22 protein-coding genes are annotated in these 20,932 nt (G+C 67.5%); 5 read left to right on the top strand and 17 right to left on the bottom strand.

What is annotated here, in order from left to right; all coding sequences use genetic code 11:
* On the top strand, nucleotides 1-461 hold a 461-nt coding region (locus tag Amac_RS17245; protein ID WP_170322535.1), incomplete at its 5' end, for a thioesterase family protein.
* A 68-nt stretch (nucleotides 462-529) separates the two neighbouring features.
* Here the strand turns inward: Amac_RS17245 and Amac_RS17240 are convergent.
* The 12 genes from Amac_RS17240 to Amac_RS17185 form a co-directional block, all read right to left on the bottom strand.
* On the bottom strand, nucleotides 530-1,840 hold the full coding sequence (locus tag Amac_RS17240; RefSeq protein WP_155355414.1) for an RICIN domain-containing protein: 1,311 nt from the start codon (nucleotides 1,838-1,840) through the stop codon (nucleotides 530-532).
* A 345-nt stretch (nucleotides 1,841-2,185) separates the two neighbouring features.
* The gene (locus tag Amac_RS17235; protein ID WP_155355413.1) at nucleotides 2,186-2,449 is read right to left on the bottom strand and encodes an SUKH-4 family immunity protein; all 264 of its coding nucleotides are present in this window, start codon (nucleotides 2,447-2,449) and stop codon (nucleotides 2,186-2,188) included.
* 25 nt (nucleotides 2,450-2,474) lie between these two features.
* On the bottom strand, nucleotides 2,475-3,248 hold the full coding sequence (locus tag Amac_RS17230) for a toxin glutamine deamidase domain-containing protein (RefSeq protein ID WP_155355412.1): 774 nt from the start codon (nucleotides 3,246-3,248) through the stop codon (nucleotides 2,475-2,477).
* Nucleotides 3,249-3,817: 569 nt separating this feature from the next.
* On the bottom strand, nucleotides 3,818-5,512 hold the full coding sequence (locus Amac_RS17225) for a molybdopterin-dependent oxidoreductase (protein WP_155355411.1): 1,695 nt from the start codon (nucleotides 5,510-5,512) through the stop codon (nucleotides 3,818-3,820).
* A gap of 388 nt (nucleotides 5,513-5,900) precedes the next feature.
* Complete coding sequence (gene rdgB / locus Amac_RS17220; protein ID WP_155355410.1) at nucleotides 5,901-6,506, bottom strand: RdgB/HAM1 family non-canonical purine NTP pyrophosphatase; 606 nt, start codon at nucleotides 6,504-6,506, stop codon at nucleotides 5,901-5,903.
* A 48-nt stretch (nucleotides 6,507-6,554) separates the two neighbouring features.
* Nucleotides 6,555-7,271: a ribonuclease PH gene (gene rph / locus Amac_RS17215; protein ID WP_155355409.1), complete on the bottom strand. Its 717-nt coding sequence runs from the start codon at nucleotides 7,269-7,271 to the stop codon at nucleotides 6,555-6,557.
* Between the two features lie 5 nt (nucleotides 7,272-7,276).
* Nucleotides 7,277-8,029, bottom strand: coding sequence for an MBL fold metallo-hydrolase (locus tag Amac_RS17210; protein ID WP_155355408.1), 753 nt, complete (start codon nucleotides 8,027-8,029; stop codon nucleotides 7,277-7,279).
* Nucleotides 8,026-8,865 (bottom strand): glutamate racemase, encoded by an 840-nt coding sequence (gene murI / locus Amac_RS17205; protein WP_155355407.1) that lies wholly within the window; start codon nucleotides 8,863-8,865, stop codon nucleotides 8,026-8,028. Before murI ends, Amac_RS17210 begins: the two co-directional genes overlap by 4 nt.
* Before the next feature lie 117 nt (nucleotides 8,866-8,982).
* Nucleotides 8,983-11,511, bottom strand: a complete 2,529-nt coding sequence (locus tag Amac_RS17200; protein ID WP_155355406.1) for an ABC transporter permease — start codon at nucleotides 11,509-11,511, stop codon at nucleotides 8,983-8,985.
* 3 nt (nucleotides 11,512-11,514) lie between these two features.
* On the bottom strand, nucleotides 11,515-12,258 hold the full coding sequence (locus Amac_RS17195) for an ABC transporter ATP-binding protein (RefSeq protein ID WP_155355405.1): 744 nt from the start codon (nucleotides 12,256-12,258) through the stop codon (nucleotides 11,515-11,517).
* A 115-nt stretch (nucleotides 12,259-12,373) separates the two neighbouring features.
* A complete protein-coding gene (locus tag Amac_RS17190) occupies nucleotides 12,374-13,036 on the bottom strand; it encodes a response regulator (RefSeq protein WP_155355404.1) in 663 nt (220 codons plus the stop codon).
* Nucleotides 13,033-14,220 carry a sensor histidine kinase gene (locus Amac_RS17185; RefSeq protein WP_155355403.1) on the bottom strand — a complete coding sequence of 396 codons (1,188 nt, stop codon included), beginning with the start codon at nucleotides 14,218-14,220 and terminating at the stop codon, nucleotides 13,033-13,035. The genes Amac_RS17190 and Amac_RS17185 overlap by 4 nt, the downstream gene beginning before the upstream one ends.
* A 376-nt stretch (nucleotides 14,221-14,596) precedes the next feature.
* Between Amac_RS17185 and Amac_RS17180 the strand changes: the two genes are divergently transcribed.
* Together Amac_RS17180 and Amac_RS17175 are read left to right on the top strand one after the other, a co-directional pair.
* Nucleotides 14,597-14,797 carry an Arc family DNA-binding protein gene (locus Amac_RS17180; RefSeq protein WP_155355402.1) on the top strand — a complete coding sequence of 67 codons (201 nt, stop codon included), beginning with the start codon at nucleotides 14,597-14,599 and terminating at the stop codon, nucleotides 14,795-14,797.
* Complete coding sequence (locus tag Amac_RS17175) at nucleotides 14,794-15,171, top strand: type II toxin-antitoxin system death-on-curing family toxin (protein WP_155355401.1); 378 nt, start codon at nucleotides 14,794-14,796, stop codon at nucleotides 15,169-15,171. The genes Amac_RS17180 and Amac_RS17175 overlap by 4 nt, the downstream gene beginning before the upstream one ends.
* A 9-nt stretch (nucleotides 15,172-15,180) precedes the next feature.
* On the opposite strand, the gene Amac_RS17170 is transcribed toward Amac_RS17175, so the two are convergent.
* Entirely contained in the window at nucleotides 15,181-15,567 is a 387-nt protein-coding gene (locus tag Amac_RS17170) for a nuclear transport factor 2 family protein (protein WP_155355400.1), read from the bottom strand.
* A 72-nt stretch (nucleotides 15,568-15,639) separates the two neighbouring features.
* Between Amac_RS17170 and Amac_RS17165 the strand changes: the two genes are divergently transcribed.
* Nucleotides 15,640-16,167: a TetR/AcrR family transcriptional regulator gene (locus Amac_RS17165; protein WP_155355399.1), complete on the top strand. Its 528-nt coding sequence runs from the start codon at nucleotides 15,640-15,642 to the stop codon at nucleotides 16,165-16,167.
* An 18-nt stretch (nucleotides 16,168-16,185) separates the two neighbouring features.
* Here Amac_RS17165 and Amac_RS17160 read toward each other — a convergent pair whose 3' ends face one another.
* From Amac_RS17160 to Amac_RS17145, 4 genes are all read right to left on the bottom strand, one after another.
* A complete protein-coding gene (locus tag Amac_RS17160; protein WP_170322533.1) occupies nucleotides 16,186-17,013 on the bottom strand; it encodes a transporter substrate-binding domain-containing protein in 828 nt (275 codons plus the stop codon).
* Between the two features lie 221 nt (nucleotides 17,014-17,234).
* Nucleotides 17,235-18,071, bottom strand: coding sequence for a transporter substrate-binding domain-containing protein (locus Amac_RS17155; RefSeq protein WP_155355397.1), 837 nt, complete (start codon nucleotides 18,069-18,071; stop codon nucleotides 17,235-17,237).
* 27 nt (nucleotides 18,072-18,098) lie between these two features.
* Complete coding sequence (locus Amac_RS17150; protein ID WP_155355396.1) at nucleotides 18,099-19,289, bottom strand: hypothetical protein; 1,191 nt, start codon at nucleotides 19,287-19,289, stop codon at nucleotides 18,099-18,101.
* An 80-nt stretch (nucleotides 19,290-19,369) separates the two neighbouring features.
* Entirely contained in the window at nucleotides 19,370-19,513 is a 144-nt protein-coding gene (locus Amac_RS17145) for a hypothetical protein (RefSeq protein ID WP_155355395.1), read from the bottom strand.
* A 595-nt stretch (nucleotides 19,514-20,108) separates the two neighbouring features.
* On the opposite strand from Amac_RS17145, the gene Amac_RS17140 reads away from it, so the two are divergent.
* Nucleotides 20,109-20,924: a 2OG-Fe(II) oxygenase family protein gene (locus Amac_RS17140; RefSeq protein WP_170322532.1), complete on the top strand. Its 816-nt coding sequence runs from the start codon at nucleotides 20,109-20,111 to the stop codon at nucleotides 20,922-20,924.
* The last annotated feature ends 8 nt before the right edge of the window (nucleotides 20,925-20,932 follow it).

Here is a 20,932-nt window from a genome sequence, read left to right as displayed (position 1 = left end):
CCCCCTTCTACACGACCCCGCCCGCCACGCCCATGCCCCCACTCGACGACTGCGTGCGGCTCCCCGACCCCAAGCCCGACTCCCAGATGAACCTCAACGCCCAGACCGACCTGCGCTTCGACCCCCCGACCGTCGGCTGGCTCACCGACACCCCCACGAACCACCCCGAATCCCGCGCCTACTTCCGCCTGGCCGAACCCCAGGACCCCGACCCCTACGTCCTCGCCCTCGCCGTCGACGCCCTCCCTCCGGTCGCCTTCTCCGCAGGCCTGCGCGGCTGGGCCCCCACTGTCGAACTGACCTGGCACCTGCGCGCCCTCCCCGCCCCCGGCTGGCTCACCATCCTCGCCTCCGGCCGCCTCATCTCCGACGACTGGTTCGACGAGGACGTCGAAGTCCACGACTCCACCGGCCGCCTGGTAGCCCAATCCCGCCAGCTTGCCCGCGTCGGCCGCGGCTAGAGAGAGGCCGAGCCGCGGTGGCTGGATGCCGATGTCCAGCCACCGCTCCCGCTCGTGAGCCTCCCGCGTCAGCTCTGTGCGACCAGCCGGTAGGACTGGGCGGCCGTGCCGTTACACGAGTACTGGACGAGTTGGACCCCGTCAGCGGTGGACGCGGCTGGGACGTCGAGGCATTTGCCGCTGTTGCGGTTGACGAAGTGGTAGTAGCCACCTCCCTCGGAGACCGGCTGCCACTGCTGGTTGTTGCCGCCCCCGTACGTCCAGGTCTGGATCGGGGCGTTGTCGGCGGTCGACACGTTGGTCACGTCGAGCGCCTGGGCGCTGTTGCCGCGGTTGTTGACGCGCACGAAACCCCCGCTCGTCGGTGCGAACTGGTACTGCTGAGCGTTGGTCGCGTTGCAGGTGTACTGCTGGATCGCGGTTCCGTTGGTGGTGCCGGCCGCGCGGGCGTCGACGCACTTGCCGCTGCCCTTGTTGACGACCGAGTACCACGTGGTCGGGGAGATCGGCTCTGGTGTCGGCGGCGGTGTCGGCGGTGTGGTGCCGCCCACACCGCCCAGCCAGAGCAGGCCGTTGATCAGCCACTGGTTCTGCTGGGCGCTCGCGAAGGTCGACGATGTACGCGTATTCGTGGCGTAGTTCATAGCGTTGTGGCCGAAGTTTGCGTACAGCATCTTGTACTTCGTGTTGGTCCACATGACTGGGTAGAAGCCGCTGCGCCACTGCTGGTTCGGGTCGCTGCCGACCGGGAAGCTGGCGGCGTCAATCGACGCCAGGATGTCGATATCGGGGTTCTGCCGCAGGTCACGGCTCCACGAGTACCACTCACTCACCGAGGACTGGATGGTCGCCGGTAGCCCTGCCGTGGACGGGTGGCCGCGATCCTCGATCTTCAGGGTCTCGGCGGTCGGCCCCCAGGTGTTCGTCTGGAACGCGCCCGAGCCCAGCAGAGTGTTGTAGTACCAGCTCCATGAGCTGGGGTTGGTGGTGAACGCGCTGACGTGGAAGCCCATCCAGGCTCCGCCGTTCTGCATGTAGGTCTGGAACGCGGCCCGCTGACTCGCGGGCGGGGCGTCGTCCAGGAACATGATGACCTTGTACTGCGCCAGGCCCGCGGCGCTGAGGCGGCTCCAGTCGGTCGTCGCCTCCCAGGTGAAACCGTACTGGGCGCCGGCCGTGGGGAACCATTCCCTGGCCTCTTTGTCGAAGTCGATGTGGGCGGCGTCCCAGGTGCCGTTGTAGAAGGCGAGCACCTTGAACGGGGCGGCGGCCTGCCTGGCGACGGCGCTGGTGGCGGGGCTGACGGTGAAGCCGATGGAGACCGCGACGGTGATGCCGAAGAGTGCGGCGAGGGAACGTTTCACGAATTTTCTGGGCACAGGGATCCTTCAGCTGTGGGAAGTGGCTGGTGCCGAGAGTGATGGCCGCCGGTGCCTTGGCCTGCCATTGCGTACGCGCCGATGGACAACCGCGCCTCCATGCCAACGTGGGGACGGCGGAAGCCTTCGGATCCTTTCCTTAGGAAAGTTTACTAAAAATAAGCCTTGGTTGAGGCTACGATCAGCCCGGGTCCGCTGTCAATGCCGGGGTCAGGAGGGCGTGAGAGAGGTGTCAGAGACTCGGCACGCCGAGATCATGGCGCCACGAAGTGGCATGAGGTCTCTAACGAGGGGTGCGGTCCCAGGCCGGGTAGCCAGGCTGATCCTGCCTACGGCGTAGGTGTTCTAGCGAGGGGTGGGGTCGGGCCAGAGTTCGGCTACCAGTTCTGGTGGGAGGAGGGGGCGGACGGAGACCTCGCCGGTGTGGCGGTCGATGACGATGCAGGCGCCGCCGACGGTGTCGGGTAAGACGGTGGGGTCCCCGGGGGTGGGTTCGCGGGGCCAGGCGACGTAGCCGGCGTCGAAGGTGTAGACGGCGATGTCGAGCGGGTGGGGGCGGCCGCCGTTGAAGTAGTCCTCGGCCAGGGCTCGTGCGCTTTCGGGGGTCATCGCGCACGCTCCGGGTGTGGGCGGGTCAAATTCGCTGGCCGGTGTGGTCGATGATGACGCAGAAGACGCCGGTGACGTTCTCGTAGGGGGGTTCGACGGCCATGTGGCCGCGCTGGGCGTCGATCCAGAGGACCTCGCCGCCGGAGTTGACGGCGTTCCAGGCGTGGCTGCCGCCGTTGGGCCAGCGGGTGATGAGCATGGCGGCGGCGCCCTGGCCACCCGTGAGCAGGCGCTGGGCGATGGTGGAGTAGGCGCGGCGGCCCTGGCCCAGATACTCGAATCGATGGCCCAGCCACTGTTCGGCCCTGGCCACCCCGCCGGTCTCGCCGGACAGCACGGGCTTGCCCGCGCGGTCGTATTCGGGCTGGCGCGGGGCCGCCACCGCGGGCTCGCCGTGCCAGGTGGACAGGACGGCGAGGGCGCAGTCGATCGCGTTGGTAGACCGGAAGGGGTCCTCCGTCGGACCCTCCGCGTTGATCAGCCGGATCCAGGTGCCGCGCGGATCCGGGAATCGGCCGGCCGCCGCCTGCAGCAGGTCCTCCTGCGTCTGCGGGTCCGGCCGGGCCAGACCCCCCGCGATCCCGTACGGCCTGGCCTCGTCCAGGCGGGGCGGACGGCAACCACGATCGAACCAGTCGTTGCCGACGCCTGAGCTCCGCGGGAGGGACGGTCGCTCATCCAGCGTCGGGGCCGGCGTCTCAGCGGCGTGCTCATAGTCACGCCAGCGGCGGCCGTCACCCGTGACGACGGGGTTGTAGACGCCGCTCGGCAGCCGCCACCGCGACTGACGATCGGCCATCCCCCTGAAAACCAACTGCAGGCCCCTCCCCCTCAGGATGTCGATCGTAGAGCCCGCTCCCGTCTGGTAAGTCGTATTTCCCAAATCATGCCGCTCAGCTGGCCAACCCAAGAACCGGCCGCCACACGAAAGACCACGCGTTGGCGCAGCCAGGATTAACGGCTTCCACCAGGACGAAGACGCCGGTCGCAGGGCCAGTCGGCTCGATGCTGTGCGCCCAGCATGGGCGATTGCTTGGGGGAGGAGGTCTCCTGGGGGCAGAGGTGCTAACCCCGAGTCGGAGGCAAGGGCGTCATCGTGCGGTGAGGGCTGGAGGAAGCCCTGCACCGAGGGACACGAACCGCGTATGAGGCTGGGCGGCTTGGGTGAGCTGCGCGGAATGGCCGGGCTTCCGTGGGCACGGAGGGCTCGGTCGGATGGTCGATTGGCTTAGCGCATGCTGCGTGGGGGGTGGCTTCCCTTTGGACGGAGATGCCGGTCGGTTGGTCGATTGCTGCGTGGGGTGGTGGTTTCCATTTGGACGGAGAGGCGTCGGTTGGATGGCCGACTGGTCGGGGCAAGCTGGTCGGTTAGACGGCTTCCATCAGGACGGTGGGGTAGCCGGTTGCGCCGTTGGGGGCGGGTGGGGCGCCGTTGGCGGTTTGGGTTTGGCCGGTGCCGTCGGTGGCGCGGCAGCGGATGGTGTGGAGGCCGGGGGTGAAGTCCCAGTCGATCGCCCACTGGCGCCAGGTGTCGGGGCCGGGGACTTCGGCCAGGCGGGCGACGCGCCAGTCGCCGTCATCGACCTGGACTTCCACCTTTTCGATGCCGCGGTGCTGGGCCCAGGCGACGCCGGCGATCGTGTTGCGGCCGGGTTTGACCTTGTTGCGGGGGAGGTCGATGCGGGAGCCGGTCTTGATGGGGCCCATGGCGGACCAGCCTCGGGGAGTCCAGTAGGCCTCGTCGAGGTCGTAGCGGGTGACCTTGATGTCGGTGACCCATTTGGTGGCGGAGACGTAGCCGTACAGCCCGGGGACCACCTGGCGGACGGGGAAGCCGTGGGAGACGGGGAGGACCTCGCCGTTCATCGCGATGGCGAACAGGGCGTCGCGGCCGTCCATGACGATGTCGATGGGGGTGCCGCAGGTCCAGCCGTCGCTGGAGGTGCTGAGCAGCATGTCGGCGTTGGCCTGCAGGCCCGCCTCGCGCAGGACGTCGGCCATGCGCACGCCGAGCCATCGGGCGTTCCCTACGTAGGGGCCGTTGACCTCGTTGGAGACGCAGGTCAGGGTGACGTCGGCTTCCATCAGCGGGCGTTTGATGAGGTCGTCGAAGGTGATCTCGATGGGTTTGTCCACCATGCCGTGGATTTTCAGGGTCCAGCTCTTCGGGTCCACGGCGGGCACGACCAGGGCGGTGTCCACGCGGTAGAAGTCGTGGTTGGGGGTCGAGAAGGGGGACAGGTTCGGGATCTTGAAATCCACTCCGGCGGGGAGGGGCGGCAACGGTGTGGCCGCGGTCGGCAGCGCCTTGGCGACGGCCGTGCGGGCACCGGAGACGTCGTTGCGGCCGGAGAGGAGCTGGCCCGCGATCCCGGACACACCGGCGACGCCCACGCCCACGCCGACGCCGGTCAGCAAACGACGCCTGCTGAACGCATGCAGCTCGGATCCCGCCCGCATCACGGGCGGCATTTCCGTTTTCCCGGAATCGTCCCGTTCCGCCGCTGCGTGTGAATCGTCATGCTCCGCCGCTGCGTGTGAATCACCGGGTTCCGCTGCGGCGCGCGAATCATCGGTTTTCGCCGCGGCGAGCGCTTCGGCGCGTTCCGACTCGGCCCAGGGGGGCGGTTCCAGCCGCCGGAACAGCGACGACAAGGTCATCGCCCCGGCTCCGGCGCCGATCAGGGGCGGCAGGATGGCGAGCGGCCCTGCCTCGGCCCCGGTGAGGACGGCGACCATGCCGACCAGGCCGAAGAGCCACAACCCGGCCACGCCGAAGCCCACCCGCCGGCGGGAGAGCACGCCGAGGGCGGCGGCGAGCAGGGCGACGACGACGAGGATGCCGCCGATGAGCACGTTCTTGTCGTTCTCGCCGAAGGTGCGGATCGCCCATTCCTTCAGCCACAACGGCGTGTTGTCGACGGCCGAGTTTCCGACCGCGATGATCGGCGAGGTTCCGCCGAAGACCCCGGCGACGAGCTGGGCGATACCGAGCGCGACGGCTCCGGCCGTCACCCCCGCCAGAGCGGCCGCCCAAGCGGGCGGGCGAGTGCGTGGTTCCACACTCCAGACGCTACGCCTACCCAGCGACAGAAGATCTTACGAGCGGGTTACGAGGCGATCGAGATCCCCGCCAGCTCCCACATGAAACGACAGTCAAGACACGGTGGTTCTCCCACCCACCCAGCCCTTTGTTTTCCCTCGGGCTCCGCCCGACCCCGCCAGCGCCGTGGTGTCCTCGAAGACGTCCAGGGTGTATCCGAGAAGACTCCACGGTGGTCTCCCGCGAAGATGCCCCGGTGGTTCTCCCACGAAGACTCCACGGTGGTTCTCCCACGAAGACTTCACGATGGTTCTCCGGCGAAGATTCCCACGGTGGTTCTCCCACGAAGACTTCACGATGGTTCTCCGGCGAAGATTCCCACGGTGGCTCTCAAGCGAAGGCGCCAGGTCAGGTGCCGAGGACCTCGATGATGACCGGGATCAGGGCGCGGAAGGATTTGCCCCGGTGGCTGATGGCGTCCTTTTCGGCGGCCGGCATTTCGCCTGTGGTGCGGGTTTCGCCGTCGGCGACGAAGATCGGGTCGTAGCCGAAGCCGTTGGTGCCGCGGGGCTCGCGGATTAGCGTGCCGGTCATGATGCCGTCGACCACCCGTTCCTCGCCTGAGGGCAGCGCGAGCGCCGCCGTACAGGTGAAGTGGGCCTGGCGGCGGTTGTCGGGGACGTCGGTGAGCTGGGCCAGCAGGAGGGCCAGGTTGGCCTGGTCGTCGCCGTGGCCGCCCGACCAGCGGGCCGAGAAGATGCCGGGCATGCCGTTCAGGGCGTCGACGCAGAGGCCGGAGTCGTCGGCGACCGCGGGCAGGCCGCTCTCCTTGGCCACGGTGTGGGCCTTGAGCAGGGCGTTCTCCGCGAAGGTGAGGCCGGTCTCGGCCACTTCGCCGATCTCGGGGAACGCCTCCAGGCCGACCAGATCGATGGGTACGCGCGCGTCCGCCAGAATCCGGCGGAACTCGACGATCTTGCCCGCGTTGCGGGTCGCCAGCACCAGACGTGTCATTCCATCCCCAAACAGAAGCCAGACCTCAATGATCGGGCTCGCGCGCGCTCAGGCCAAAGCGATTTTCTGCAGCTCGGTCAGCTCGGCGCAGCCGGCCGCGGCCAGATCGAGCAGCTCGTCCAGCGTGTCCCGGTCGAAGGGAGCGCCTTCGGCCGTGCCCTGCACCTCGACGAACGCGCCCTTGCCGGTCATGACCACGTTCATGTCGGTTCCGGCTTTCACGTCCTCGACATAGCAGAGGTCCAGCAGCGGCGTGTTCCCCACGATCCCCACCGAGACCGCCGCGACCGAGTCGACCAGCGGGTCGCCGGGGCACATGCGCTTCTTGCGCATCCAGGAGACCGCGTCCACCAGCGCCACATACGCGCCGGTGATCGCGGCGGTGCGGGTGCCGCCGTCAGCCTGGAGCACGTCGCAGTCCAGGACGATCGAGTTCTCGCCGAGCGCCTTGTAGTCCACGCACGCGCGCAGCGAGCGGCCGATCAGGCGGGAGATCTCGTGCGTCCGGCCGCCGATCTTGCCGCGCACGGATTCGCGGTCGCCGCGGGTGTTGGTGGCGCGGGGCAACATCGCATACTCCGCCGTCACCCAGCCGAGACCGCTGCCTTTGCGCCAGCGCGGCACCCCGCTCTCCACCGTCGCGGCGCAGAGCACCTTCGTGCCGCCGAACTCGACGAGGACCGAGCCTTCGGCGTGGGCGAGCCAGTTCCGGGTGAGTGTGACGGGCCGGAGCTGGTCGGGCGTACGTCCATCAGAGCGAGCCATGACCTTCACCCTAGGTCATAGACCGCACCGCTTCTGGCCAACTCCAGCCGCCCGGTAAAGCCCGCGGTGGCGGCTTCGGACAGGATGCGGTCGGGGTCGTACCAGGGCACGAGGTGGGTCAGCACCAGGCGGTCCACCCCGGCCTTGGCGGCGTGCTCTGCGGCTTGGCGGCCGTTGAGGTGCAGGTCGGGGGTGAGATCGGGGAGATCGAGGAACGACGCCTCGCACAGGAGCACGTCGGCGTCCCTGGCCAGCCGGACCAGGTCGGCGCACTCGCCGGTGTCGCCGGAGTAGGCGACCGAGTGGCCCCCGTACGAGATCCGGAATCCGTAGGTTTCCACTGGATGGTTCATCAGCGCGGTGGTCACCTCGAAGGGGCCGATCTGGCGGCGGTCCGGGGTGAGGGCGTGGAAGTCGAAGGCCGATTCCAGGGTCGGCTCGTCGGGCATGCCGTAGGCGCGGTTGAGGCGGCGGGGGGCGTCGGCAGGGGCGTACACGGGAATGCGGGGGAACGGGCCGCCGGGGCTGTAGGTGCGCACGACGTGGTAGGCGCACAGGTCGAGGCAGTGGTCGGCGTGCAGGTGGGACAGGCAGATGGCGTCCACGTCGTGCAGGCCGATGTGGCGCTGGAGCGCGCCGAGAGCGCCGTTGCCGAGGTCGACCACCAGGCGGAAGCCCTCCGCCTCGAACAGGTAGCAGGAGGCCGGGCTGTCCGGCCCCGGGAAGCTCCCCGAGCAACCGACGATCGTGAGTCTCACTGAGACCTCCCATTTCCGGAAACGTCCGCGATCGTGGGTGCGTCGCCGATCGTCGCCATCTCGACTGCCTGGATCTCCGGCCCCAGGAACCTCCGCCCCAGTCGCGCGAACGGAGCCGGATCACCGGTCGCGCGGAACCGATGCCGCGGCACGTCCGCGGACCGGTTGAGCCCCCGATCGTGCAGCACGCGGTAGACGTCCTTGGCGGTCTCCTCGGCGCTGGACACCAGCGTCACGTCGTCCCCCACGACGTAGGAGATGGCCCCGACCAGCAGCGGATAGTGGGTGCAGCCGAGGATGAGCGTGTCGCAGCCCTCCGCCAGCACCGGCGCGAGGTAGTCCCGCACCGCCTCGATGAGTTCCTCGCTGTCGGTCTCGCCCCGCTCCACGAACTCCACCAGCCGCGGCGCGGCCACGCCCACCAGCTGCACGTGCGGCGCGGCCGCGAACGCGTCCTGGTAGGCCATCGACTCGATCGTGGCGCGCGTCCCGATCACCCCCACCCGCCCGTTCCTGGTGGCCCGCACCGCCCTGCGGGTGGCCGGCTGGATCACCTCCACCACCGGCACGTCATAGCGCTCCCGCGCGTCCCGCAGCACCGCCGCGCTGGCACTGTTACAGGCGATGACCAGCATCTTCACTTGATGCGCGACCAGGTGATCCATCACCTCCAGCGCATAGCCGCGGACCTCCGCGATGCTCTTCGGCCCGTACGGCTGGCGCGCGGTGTCCGCCACATACAAGATCGACTCGTGCGGCAACTGGTCGATGATCGCCCGCGCCACGGTGAGCCCGCCGACACCGCTGTCGAAGATGCCAATACTTCCGTGCAACATGCTTCCCAAGGTTAAGGGACCACCCCCGGGCGCTCCCGGTAAGAATCCTCAGAACCATGTGTGTTTGCCCGAACCGAGGAACGCCCGCCCTCAGGGGTGAGAGCGGGCGGGGGGACCTCAGGTGCTCGCGAGGGCGTCCACGATCGAGGCGCGGGAGGCGCGGCGGGCGGGGAGCAGGGCGGCCAGCACGCCGGCCAGGCCGGACAGGACCAGGAAGAGCAGGATCAGGTCGGCGGGGGCGCGGAAGAGGATGTCGAACGGGAGGGTCTGCATGGCGGACCACCCGAAGACGACGCCGAGGGTGATGCCGATCAGCGCGCCGATCAGGCCCAGCAGCAGGGCTTCCACGGAGAGCATGCGGCGGAGCTGGGGGCGGGTCAGGCCGAGCGCGCGGAGCAGGGCGGATTCGTGGGTGCGTTCGTGGACGGACAGGGAGAGGGTGTTGGCGATGCCGAGCACGGAGATGAGGATGGCCAGGCCCAGCAGGCCGCCGAAGATCATGAGCATCATGTCCAGGGCGTCCTCGAACTCGCTGCGGATCTCGGTCGAACTGACCACCAGCGCGGTCGGGTACGGCTGCGCGATCGCCTCCACCGCCCGGCGCGCGACGTCGGGGGCGACGCCGTCCTTGGCGTTCACGTAGACGGCCGCGTCATCAAGTGCGCCGAAATATCGGTCGAATTCCGCCTGCGGAATGGTGATGGGGGCCAGGTCGCTGCTGTCCCGGTCGAAGGTCGCGGCGATCTTCAAGGTGACCGTTCCGGCCTGTTCGGTCTTCAGCTGGATCGTGTCGCCCACCTTCCGGCCCAGAGACCGGGCCGTGCCGTCGACCAGGGCGACGGTGCCGGGGACGAAGCCGTCGAACGAGCCCGTGGTCGCCTGCGGCCGGAAATCTGGCGATGCCGGGAAGTTTCCTACCTGGAATTTCTCCGTGCCGGAGCCTTCGAGCTGCGCCTCGGCGCGCTGCATCTGGATGACCGAGCCGACTTCGGGGCTCTGGCGGAGGGCGGCGGCCAGGGCGCGCGGGATGCGGGAGTCCGGGCCGCGCTGCTCGGAGATCATGTAGTCGACCGGGAACTGGGCGTCCAGCTGGGCGTTGATCGTGGCCCGGGTGGTGGCGGTGATCACGGAGATCAGCGTCATCAGGGTGACGCCGATGGTCAGGGCCAGGGTCGTGGTCGCCGCGCGCTTGGGGTTGCGGCGGGCGTTGTCGACGGCCAGGCTGCCGGGCACGCCGAACAGGCGGCGCGGGAGCCAGCCGACGAAACTCGCCAGCGGGCGCATGATGACCGGGCTGAGGATGAGCACGCCCAGGAAGAAGAGCGCGCCGCCGGCCATGATGACGATCAGGGCGTCGCCGCCGCCGCCGTCCATGGTGATTCCGGCGATGGTGACGCCGGTTCCGGCGAGGAGGAAGAGGGTCGCGAGGATTGTCCGTACCAGACCGGCTTTGAAGGTTTGTTCCTCGACCTGGGAGCGGAGGGCCGCGATGGGGGCGACGCGGGTGGCGGCGCGGGCCGGGAGCAGGGCGGCGCCGACGGTGACGACCAGGCCGATCACCACGGCGAGGATGATCGTCCGGGGGGTGAGGGAGATGGCCGCGCCGCTGGGGACGGGCGCGTCGAGCAGGTCCAGGCCGGCCATCGCGCCCGCGCCCAGGCCGAGGCCGAGCAGGAGGCCCAGGCCGGAGGACAGGATCGCGACGACCACGGATTCGAGCAGGATCGAGCCGAATATCTGGGCGCGGGTCGCGCCGATGCAGCGCAGCAGCGCCATCTCGCGGGTGCGCTGCGCGACCAGGATGTTGAACGTGTTGTAGATCACCAGGGCGGCCACGAACATCGCGATCAGGCCGAACAGCAGCAACATCAGGGTCAGGTAACTGGTTTCGACATTGCTCTGGGCGGCCAGCTCGTCGGCCAGCTGGCTGCCGGTCTTCACCTCGTAGTCCGCGCCGATGGCCGCGGCCACCGCGTCTCGCAGCCGCGCGGGGTCCGAGCCCTCCGCGCCGGCGACGTCGACTTCGCCGAAGCCCTTGGCGCCGGTCATGCGCTGGGCGGTGTCGGTGGTGAAACCGACCGCGCCGGTGTAGGCCAGGTTCTGGTTCACGCCGGTGTCGAAGAGCCCGACCAGGGTGAAGTCGTTCCTTGCGCCCTTCGTGTCCAGCACGGTGATGGTGTCGCCGATCGCGAAGCGCCTGGTCTTGGCGGTGTTCTCGTCCAGGATCGCGTCGGTCGGCCGGGCGGGGAAGTCGCCGCTGGTGACGATGACGCGGTTGAGCGTGCCGGTGGGGACGGAGATGGCGGTCGTCGGGATGTTGCCCGCCGCCTTGCCGTCCCGGCCGAGCAGCGGGGTCGGGCCTTGAAGCAGGCCCTGGGCGTCGGCGACGCCGGGGACCTTCCGGATCCGTTCCAGCGCGTCGGCGGGGATGGTGGGCGCTTCCTGGGCCTCGGGGTTGTCTTTCGGCTTGACCGCGACGCTGATCTTGGCGGCGTCGGCGGTGAACTTCTGCCGGAAGCCGACCTCGATCGTGTCGGTGAGCACGAACGTTCCGGCGATGAAGCCGACGCCCAGGGTGATCGCGAGGGAGGTGAGCAGGAGCCGGAGTTTGTGTGCTCGCAGCCCCGCCAGGGTGGTTTTGAGCACCGGTCAGGCCTCCAGCTTCAGCAGCGTGTCGAGCACGGTCTGCGGCGTGGGCTCGATCAGCTCGCTGACCATCAGGCCGTCCCTGAGGAAGATCACCCGATCGGCGTAGGAGGCGGCGCCCGGGTCGTGGGTGACCATCACGATCGTCTGGCCGAGCTCGCGGACCGAATGGCGCAGGAACGCCAGCACTTCGGTGCCGCTGCGCGAGTCGAGGTTGCCGGTCGGCTCGTCCGCGAAGATCACCTGGGGTTTGCTGATCAGCGCCCGGGCCACGGCCACCCGCTGCTGCTGCCCGCCGGACAGCTCGCTCGGCTTGTGGGAGAGCCGGTCCCGCAGCCCCACCGTGTCGATGACCCGGTCGAACAGCACCTGATCGGCCTGCCGTCCGGCGATCTCCAGGGGCAGCCGGATGTTCTGCTCGGCGGTCAGCGTGGGCAGCAGGTTGAAGGCCTGGAACACGAATCCGACCCGTTCCCGGCGCAGCAGCGTCAGCTGCTTGTCGGACAGGCGGGTGATCTCGGTGTCGCCGACGGTCACGCTGCCCTCGGTCACCGTGTCGAGCCCGGCCAGGCAGTGCATGAGCGTGGACTTCCCCGAGCCGGACGGGCCCATGATCGCCGTGAACGCCCCCGTGGCGAAGCTCACGTCGACCCCGCGCAACGCGTGCACAGCCGCGTCGCCCTGCCCGTATATCTTGGTCAGTCCCTTGGCCACGACGGCGTGCCGGACATCGGTGGTAATCGTCATGGCAGCAACGCTAGGGCGCGCCGCCCGGCGAATCATCGGCCCTCGGGACGGGCTCGGACTGGTCCTCGAGGGGCCTTCGGCGGGGGGGTAGTGCGACTCCTGAGGTAGCCGGGGATCAGCCTTTCGGCCGACTGGTGATCAGGCCGCTCTCGTATGCGTACACGACGGCCTGGGCGCGGTCCCGTAGTTCCAGCTTGGCCAGAATGCGGCCTAGATGGGTCTTCACGGTGGCTTCGGCCAGATGCAACTGCCCGGCTATCTCCACGTTCGACAACCCGCGGGCGACATGCAGGAGCACCTCACGCTCCCGCGCCGTCAGCACCCGCGGGTCCCGCGTAGGCCTGGCCTCGTTCGGCAGGTACGCGACGACGAGATCGAGCAGCCGCCGGGTCGTGCTGGGCGCGACGACGGCATCGCCCGCGTGCACCGAGCGGATCGCGCTGAGCAGATCATCGGGCGGCACGTCCTTCAGCAGGAAGCCGGACGCGCCCGCGCGAATGGCGGCGAAGGCATACTCGTCCAGGTCGAACGTGGTCAGGATCAGCACCTTCGGGGCGTCGGGCTTGGCGAGGATCAGCCGGGTGGCCTCGACGCCGTCCATCCGGGGCATGCGCACGTCCATCAGCACGACGTCCGCGCTGATCTCGCGGAGCGCCGTCACGGCCGCGGCGCCGTCGGCGGCTTCGGCGACGATCTCGATGTCCGGCTGGGCGCCCAGCACCATCCGGAATCCCGCGCGGACCAGTTCCTGGTCGTCGACCAGGACCACGCGGATCATGCGGCTCCCTCGCGAAGGCCCGGGAGCCGTGCGACCACGAGGAACCCGCCGCCGGTACGGGGGGAGGCGTCCATCGTTCCGCCGTACATGGTGACGCGTTCCCGCATGCCGATCAGCCCGTGACCGCCTTCGCTCACGAGGGCCGCCGCGCCGCGCCCGTCATCGACCACTCTGATCACGATCTCCCGCCCGCCGGCTTCCACCCGCACGTCCGCCCGGGCCTGCGGCCCGCCGTGTTTGAGGGTATTGGTCAGTGCTTCCTGAACAATCCGATAGATCACCAGCTGCTCGCCCTCGGGCAGTCCGGACAGGTCGCCTTCGACGGTCATGTCCACAGGTAGGCCTGATTCCCGTACTTGCCGGACGAGTTCCTCCAGTTGCCCCAGGCCCGGCTGGGGCTGGTAGTCCTCCGTTGCGGCCGTGTCGTCCCGCAGGACGCCCACCAGCCGCCGCATTTCGGTCAGTGCCTGCCGCCCGGTGGCGGAGATGGCCTGGACCGCCCTGCGTGCCTGCTCCGGGTCGTTGTCGATCGCGTATCCGGCGCCGTCGGCCTGCACGACGATCACGCTTACGTTGTGCGCCACCACGTCGTGGAGTTCCCGGGCGATTCGGGCCCGTTCCGCCGCGGTGGCGATCAGCGCCTGCTGATCCCGCTCCCGTTCGGCGCGTTCGGCGCGATCCTCCAGGCCCTGGACGTATCGCTGCCGGATATTTGTGTAAATGCCGCCGATCCAGATCGCCAGCACGAATACCGACGCGTTGATGAATATCTCCAGCGTGAGGTCGTTCCATGCCCGCAGGGCCAAGTAGGTGCCGAACTCCGCGACCACGCCCGCCGCGATCGCCCATTCCACCCGGCAGCGGGCGGCGACGCCGTACATGCCCACCAGGACCGCGAGATTCGCGGGCAACGGCTCGATCCCCACCAGCCACTGGACCAGGCTGATCGCCGCCACCCCCGCGAACACCGCACGCGGGTGGTTTCGCCGCCATGCCAGCGGGCCCAACAACGCCACCGACAGGGCGATTGCCCCCGGCACGCCGAGCCGCACGCTCGATGCCGTAAACGGATCACCGACATACTCCGGCACCGCGGCCAGACAGAACAACACCAAGGGCGCGATGGTGACAAGGTCCACCACCGCACGATGCCGCCGCCCCCAGGCCCGCAGTCTGCCGAACATGCCCCCACGATATGTATGGCCTGCTCAATCGCGGTCCGCCTCAGGGCTGATTCGCGAGTACGACTCAGGTCGCAGATCTCGCTTACGCGCCCCTTACGACTTCTCCAGCATCATCATTTACGGGAACGCCCCTTGGGGTAGGTAAAGGGATACGAACTGATGGTGGAACGCGAGAAAGGGTCGCGCGGTGCCAGGACACACCGCGCGACCCGCCCACCACACCGACCCTCCAAAGACCACGGCGGAGTCACTCCGAGGCTGCTGCGGGCCCCGGAGTCGACTCCGCCGGCCAGTTTCCCCCAATTAACGCAGGCAGGATGAACTCCCGTCGTTGGTGGGATCGTTCCGAGGTACCGTTTTTGGGTACCATTGCCGCATGGAACTTCGACTTCGGTTGCCGGATGAGATCCATGCGCGGTTGCGGGTTGCGGCCGATGAGGATGGCAACAGTCTGAACAGCGAGATTGTCATCGCGATTGAAGAGCATCTGGCTCGTCGGCAGGAGAGTGCGGTGCGGGCCATCGCGCGTAAGGTCGCTCAGCGGGATGCTGAGCTTCTGCACCGGCTTTCGCAGTGACGGTGTTTCTCACGACGACGGATGTGCTGGCGATCGCGGAGGAGATTCTTCCCTCGGTTGGGTTGCGTGATGGCGGGCAGTTGCACGCGGCCGTCTTTCGGCCGCAGACCAGCTTGTACGGCGAGGACGCTTACCCCGATCTCTGGACCAAGGCGGCCGCCCTGATCCAGAGCCTGATCATCGGTCACCCCCTCGTCGATGGCAACAAACGTTTGGGCTGGACCTCCGCCGTCGTCTTCCTGGAGCTGAACGGCCAGATCCTGACCGGCACGGACACCGATGCCGCGGAGACGCTGGTGATCGCCGTCACCACCGGCGAGCTCGATGACGTCAGTGAAATCGCCAAGAGGCTTCGCGACCTCGGTAGCGGCTGATCGGCCGGGTTATGCGGGAGCCAGTGCCGCGGTCATGGTGGGGACGTCCTGGTATTCGCGGAGCTGGAGGATTCGGCCGTTTCGTACGCGGAGGATCATGACGAAGGGGGCGGTGGCCTGGTGGCCGGTGGTTGTGTGGGTGCCGGCGATCGAGTATTCGGCGATGATCACTTCGGGGTCGCCGGTGTCGTGGATGACGAGGTCGCGGAACTCGTCGAAACGGACGGGCATGGTGGCGCGGGCGCCGGCGAGGGTGAGGAATTCGGTGCGGTTCAGGCGCGGGCGGCCGGGGTTGAACGGGAGTTCGATGATGGCGTCGTCGGCGAAGAGGTGATCGATGCTGCCGTTGGTGAGGACGGCCTCCTGCCAGGCGGCGAAGGCTTCGCGTGCGTTCATGGTGACCTCCTGGGCATATAATCGGACTCGTGACTCCGCTTAGAAGATACGGAGTGATCACTCCGTTTGTCAATGGATAGGCCGCTGCGCGCCGACGCCCGGCGCAACCGGGACCGCGTGCTGGCGGCGGCGGACGCGGTCTTCACGGCCAAGGGCCTGGCCGCCTCGACCGAGGAGATCGCCCGCGAGGCAGGAGTCGGCGTCGGCACGGTCTTCCGGCATTTCCCCACCAAGGAAGCCCTCCTGGAGGCGGTCTTCCTGGCCCGGGTACGGATCCTGGCGTCCAAGGTCGACTCCCTCACCACCGAGGGAGCAGGTCCGGCGTTCTTCGCGTTCTTCGCCTACGCCGTGGAATCAGGAGACATGTACGCCGATGTGCTGGCGGCAGGCCGCACCGGCGAGACGCAGGTCGGCCAGGAACTGGCGGACGCGCTAAGTGGATTGCTGGCCCGCGCTCAGCAGGCGGGCGCGGTGCGCGGCGACATCGGCCTCCCCGACCTGATGGCCCTACTGTCGGGCGCGGTCCATGCCGCCAGCCACGCCAACCCCGCCTCACGCACCCGCCTACTCACAGTGATCAACGACGGACTCCGCCCCTGATGAAACCGGATTGTCAGGTCACGGTGGCTTGGGCTGATTGTCGATGAACGAGTCCGCCGCCGTACCCAGGCTTCTTCTGATGCTGGCCGCCCAGGCGCCCTTATCGATCATTTGCCGGAGGATCGCGTTGATCCGGGGGATGTCCGCGGTGTTGCCCTTGGCCAGGCCGATCCCGACTTCCTCGCTGGTGAAGGGGCGGCCGACCAGGTGCAGCCGGCCGGGGTGCTGGGCGGCGTAGCCGACGAGGATCGAGTTGCCGGTGGAGACGGCGTCGAGTTGCCCGGTGAGCAGGCGCTCGACGCATGCGCCGGTGTTGTCAAGCCTGATCAGATGGGCGGGCTCGTCCCAGGCCGTGCCGAAACGCTGCACCAGCCGCTGCGCGCTGGTCGAACCCTCCGAAACGCAGGTCTGCCGGTCCTTGAGGTCATCCACCCCGGCGATCTTTCCCATATCAGCGGTACGAATAAGGATGTCCTGACCGACCATGAGGTACGGGCCGGCGAACGAGACAACGTCAAGACGGTTCTCGTTCATGATGTAGCTGGCGACCACCAGATCGACACCACCGTCACGCAGCACGCGCTCGCGAGCCCGTGGCACGACCTCGTGCCATTCGATGCGCCGAGCTCCGAGCTCGGTGGCCACGTAGGTGGCCACGTCGATGTCGAATCCACTGCGGTGGTGGTCGGCGAATTCGCTGAGTCCCGGCAGCGAAGCGCTTACCGCGATCCTCAGCGTGGCCCTGTTGACGAGGGATGGGTAGCCGCTCGAGGCATCGCACGCTGTCGTGCAGGTGAGGATGAGGACGGCAACCGCCGCCCTGGTCCTCCGTCGTAAGCCGGTCACGACCCTCCGCTCAAAGTGAGAGATCCGCATGGTCGCCGAGATCCGGAAAAGGGTTCGCCCCCGCCGCGAACTCGTTCAGGCGCCACTGCATCAGGGCCGACTACCGAGCGCAACCCCTCCCCGACTATCCGGCACGACCCCGGATGCGCCCGGCTATCCCGGCGTATCCCGGATGCCCGGTGAGCAGCGTCGATATCCGGACGAGCAGCGCGCGGCGACCGCTACCGGGGTTTCGGTACGTTCTTGAGGAAGGAATCGGCCAGCGGGCCGAAGTGCTTCCTGATGCTCTTGGCCCCCTCGCCGCTCCTGATCATCTCCCGGAGAATCTCGTTGATCTTGGGTACGTCCGCCGCGTGGCGATTGGCCAGGCCGATGCCGATCTCCTCGCTGGTGAATGGCTGGCCGACCAGGTGAAGCTGCTCGGGGTGCTGAGCGGCGTAGCCGACGAGGATCGAGTTGTCCGTGGAGACGGCGTCGTACCGGCCGGCCAGCAGCCCGTCACGGCAGACGATCGTGCTGTTCTCCCTGACCAGGTGGTCGGGGGTGTCCCAGGCCGCCCCGAAGTGCTGCACCAGCCGCTGCGCGCTCGTCGACCCCTGCGACGCGCACGTCTGCCTGTTCTTGAGGCTGTCCAGCCCGGTGATCTTGCCGATGTCGGCGGTGCGGATCAGAATGTCCTGGCCCACGATGAGGTACGGCCCGGCGAAGGAGACGATGTCGCGGCGGTTCTCATTCATGGTGTAAGTGGCCACCACCAGGTCGGCACTGCCGTTCTGCAACACCTCCTCCCGGTCCTTGGTGAGGACGTCCTTCCAGGCGATTTTCGTGGCGCCCAGCTGCCGGGCGACATAGTTGGCGACATCGGCGTCGAAGCCGGAACGGCTGCTGGGGTCGTCTTTGACGTATTCCATGAGTCCCGGGCCGATCTTGACCGCGATCGTCAATGTGGTCTTGCCGACGAGCGTGTGACTCGGCTGTTCCGTTGGCTTCGTTTCCGGAGTCGTCGCACCACAGGCGGTGAGGACGGTGAGAGCCGCGATCAACCGTAAGAGGGTCATGACGCTCCGATCATTTCAACCGCCGCGTCATTCGCCTGCGCGCACGGTGCTTCCGTTGAGATCTAGTGTCAGCTGACAAGGACCATCGAGGGCGGGAGTCGGACGACCCACGACCTTGAATGTGACGACTATGCGCATAGAGTCCGTTCGCCCGATGGGGATCCTGGGTAAAGTCAGATTTCTATGACCGAGTAGTGACTTATATTCCAGTGGCGACGCACCCGGCCGCTCGATCCGTACGAGCATTTGGCCGTAATAGGTGCAGTTCTGCAGGCCCCCTTCTGGGGTATGGCCCAGGGTGAGTCGCAGGTCGAGATGCCAGTCCCGGGACATCGGAAGCTTGTAGGGAAGCGAAAGGGGCTGGTCCTGAATCAGGGAATAGGGCGGACCCCCGAGTATGGGAGTCTCCACGACCTCAGCTGCGGTCAGTCTCCCCACACCTATACCGGCCAGCAGCAAGAAAGCGCCGGACACGCCGAGAACGACCCGCCTGATTAACCGTTTTGGCGCCGGCGGCGGCATATCGGGCGCCGAATCCGCTGTGCTCGCGGATTCGGCGAGCGGAGCGGACGAGCTCACGATGGGGATGGGCGGCGATGGAGATTCGGGGACCGTCTGTTGCGCCTGGGCGCCGTTGATCGTAGCCGTGTGATCGCCTTGGCCCTGCGCGACGAGTTCCATCCACTTCATCCGCCATCGTCGCCTTTCCGGCAACGGCAGCCCGCAGGCCTCGACGAACGCCTCGACCAAGTCTGGCTGGGGCCGCGTCCGCTTCTTCATCACGGCGTTCACCGTGGTATGCGGGAGTCTCCGATGCTCGACCTTCGCCCGATCTTCGAGTGTCTGGTAGGTCAGCTCGCCCGCATGCACTCTGAGCTTCTGCATCAGGTCGACGAACTCGTCGATCGACCTGGCCGAATCCGGGTCGGGAAAGGCGCCCACCGGGTCGTACTTCCGACTCCATACTCGTCGGCCCTTTTCGCGTGCGAGGCGCTCCCAGCGGGGGCGCCACTGATGGGGAGTCGCATCGCACGCGTCCAGGAAAACGCTGGTCACCTCCCAGGAGAACAGCTGCTCGCCGGCCAGCAGCAGTTTCACCGTTTCGGTGAGCAGCCCGGTACGCCCGGCCAGGTCGCCGATCGTGCGATCCGCCGCCAAAGAGCGAAGTTCCGCGCTGAAGCTGGCAATGGGATTTGCCGGGGGGTGAGGCACCGTCATCTGGTTCTCTCCGGGAGCGAGAAACCTCCAACCGTTGCCGGTCGGCACCGCCGAGGTGAGTTCAGCTTATGCCCAGGGAATCACTCCGTGCGCAGTTGGGTGGCGGTCTCGCACCTGGCGATTTCGAGGCAGGCCACCCCGACGGAGATCATGTCGAGAACGGTGACGGCCAGTTGGGAATCGACGGCGAAGATCGTGCCCACCGCGACGAGGATGACGATCAAAACGATTATTCTACGTCGTGGAATTCGGCGGAAGGGGCCTGGGACCGGTAGGCCACCGGGCGAGGTCTCATCGCGAACCGGCGGGGTCGCGGAACGGCTGGGGGCGTGACGCATGGGGGTTCCTCTCTCGAAATCCGACGTAATCGGATAGAGATCATGCGGCTGATCCACAACGATCAGCGTTCGATCAATATCGTGCTCACCCCACGGCCAACTGACCATAAATCCCTCCATCCCGGTCACTCCGGGACGGAGGCCATACCGCCACCCGCTATCCCAGCTGAGCCGTCCCAGCATGAAGGCCCACCGTATGTCGCGAGCCAAGACACCACGATCGGTCGGCGCGGCCGGGCCCACCTCGCCGGCGCTATTTGGGTCAGCGGGGGAGTGGCGACCTGCGTTACCAGAACTGGGGGAATTTAGGCGGCCCGCCGCGATCCCCATGGAGCGGGAAAACGAACGCGGTGTCCGGCTTATCGTGATTTATCACGATTGGGAAGCCGAATCCCCCGCGCCCCGGTCGATGACGAGAGCTTCGACGGCACCATATGATCTGTTCGCCGCCGAAAACTCTGTCCCGATGTGGGAGGCGCTGATGACGACCGTCGAGCCCCAATCGCCCGCACAGCTCGGCAACTCCTTCTTCCACAAGATCGTCACGACTGAACTCACCCAGGACCACATGATCAGTCTTTCCGCGGGCCTGGCGGGAGCCGTTCAGCTCAAACGATTCCTGGACTCGGATGAATGCGCTCGATTCGTCGCAGGCTTGCCGACGGACAACCTGTCCGCGTTCGACGAGTCAAGATATCAGGTGGCTACATTCCACTTCGGCCCGATTATCAATCACTTTTTACCGGTCGGCCATCTCACTGAGGACTATTGGCGGCAGGCGGACGCCGCCAACCACTACTGGCGGAACTGCCCGCAAGGCGATCTTCGCCGGCGCTGCCTGACCCGAATTGAGGCCGCCTGGCCGCACCCTGATCCCGCCCGGCCGGCCACCGTCGGGGACCGCGAGGTCTACTGGGGGATGATCCGGGAAAACAGTCACGGTGCACCCCCGCATTGGGATGAGATCGCCCGGGAGTTACCAGCTGATTTCCTCAACGTTCGTCCGATAGTTCAGCTCGTTTTCAACCTCTACCTCACCATGCCGGAGAAAGGAGGAGAAACCACGATCTGGTCACGACGCTGGAATCCGCGGGACGAGGCCCATCGCGTGGGCTCCTGCTGGCCTACGCTCACGTTCGACGAGCAGTCGGTGACGGTCAATGCCGAGGCAGGCGACGCGCTGCTCTTCGATCCGCGCAACTATCATGCGGTCAGCCCCAGCGTCGGGGGAAGCCGATTCGCGTTGGCTTTCTACGTGGGCATCGGCGCCGACGGCCGACTCACCACCTGGTCATAAATTGAGGG

Origin of the sequence: Acrocarpospora macrocephala (genome assembly GCF_009687865.1) — a bacterium.
GTDB lineage: Bacteria > Actinomycetota > Actinomycetes > Streptosporangiales > Streptosporangiaceae > Acrocarpospora > Acrocarpospora macrocephala.
Note: the sequence above shows the minus strand (reverse complement) of the source record. Positions and strands in the feature narration are given on the sequence as shown.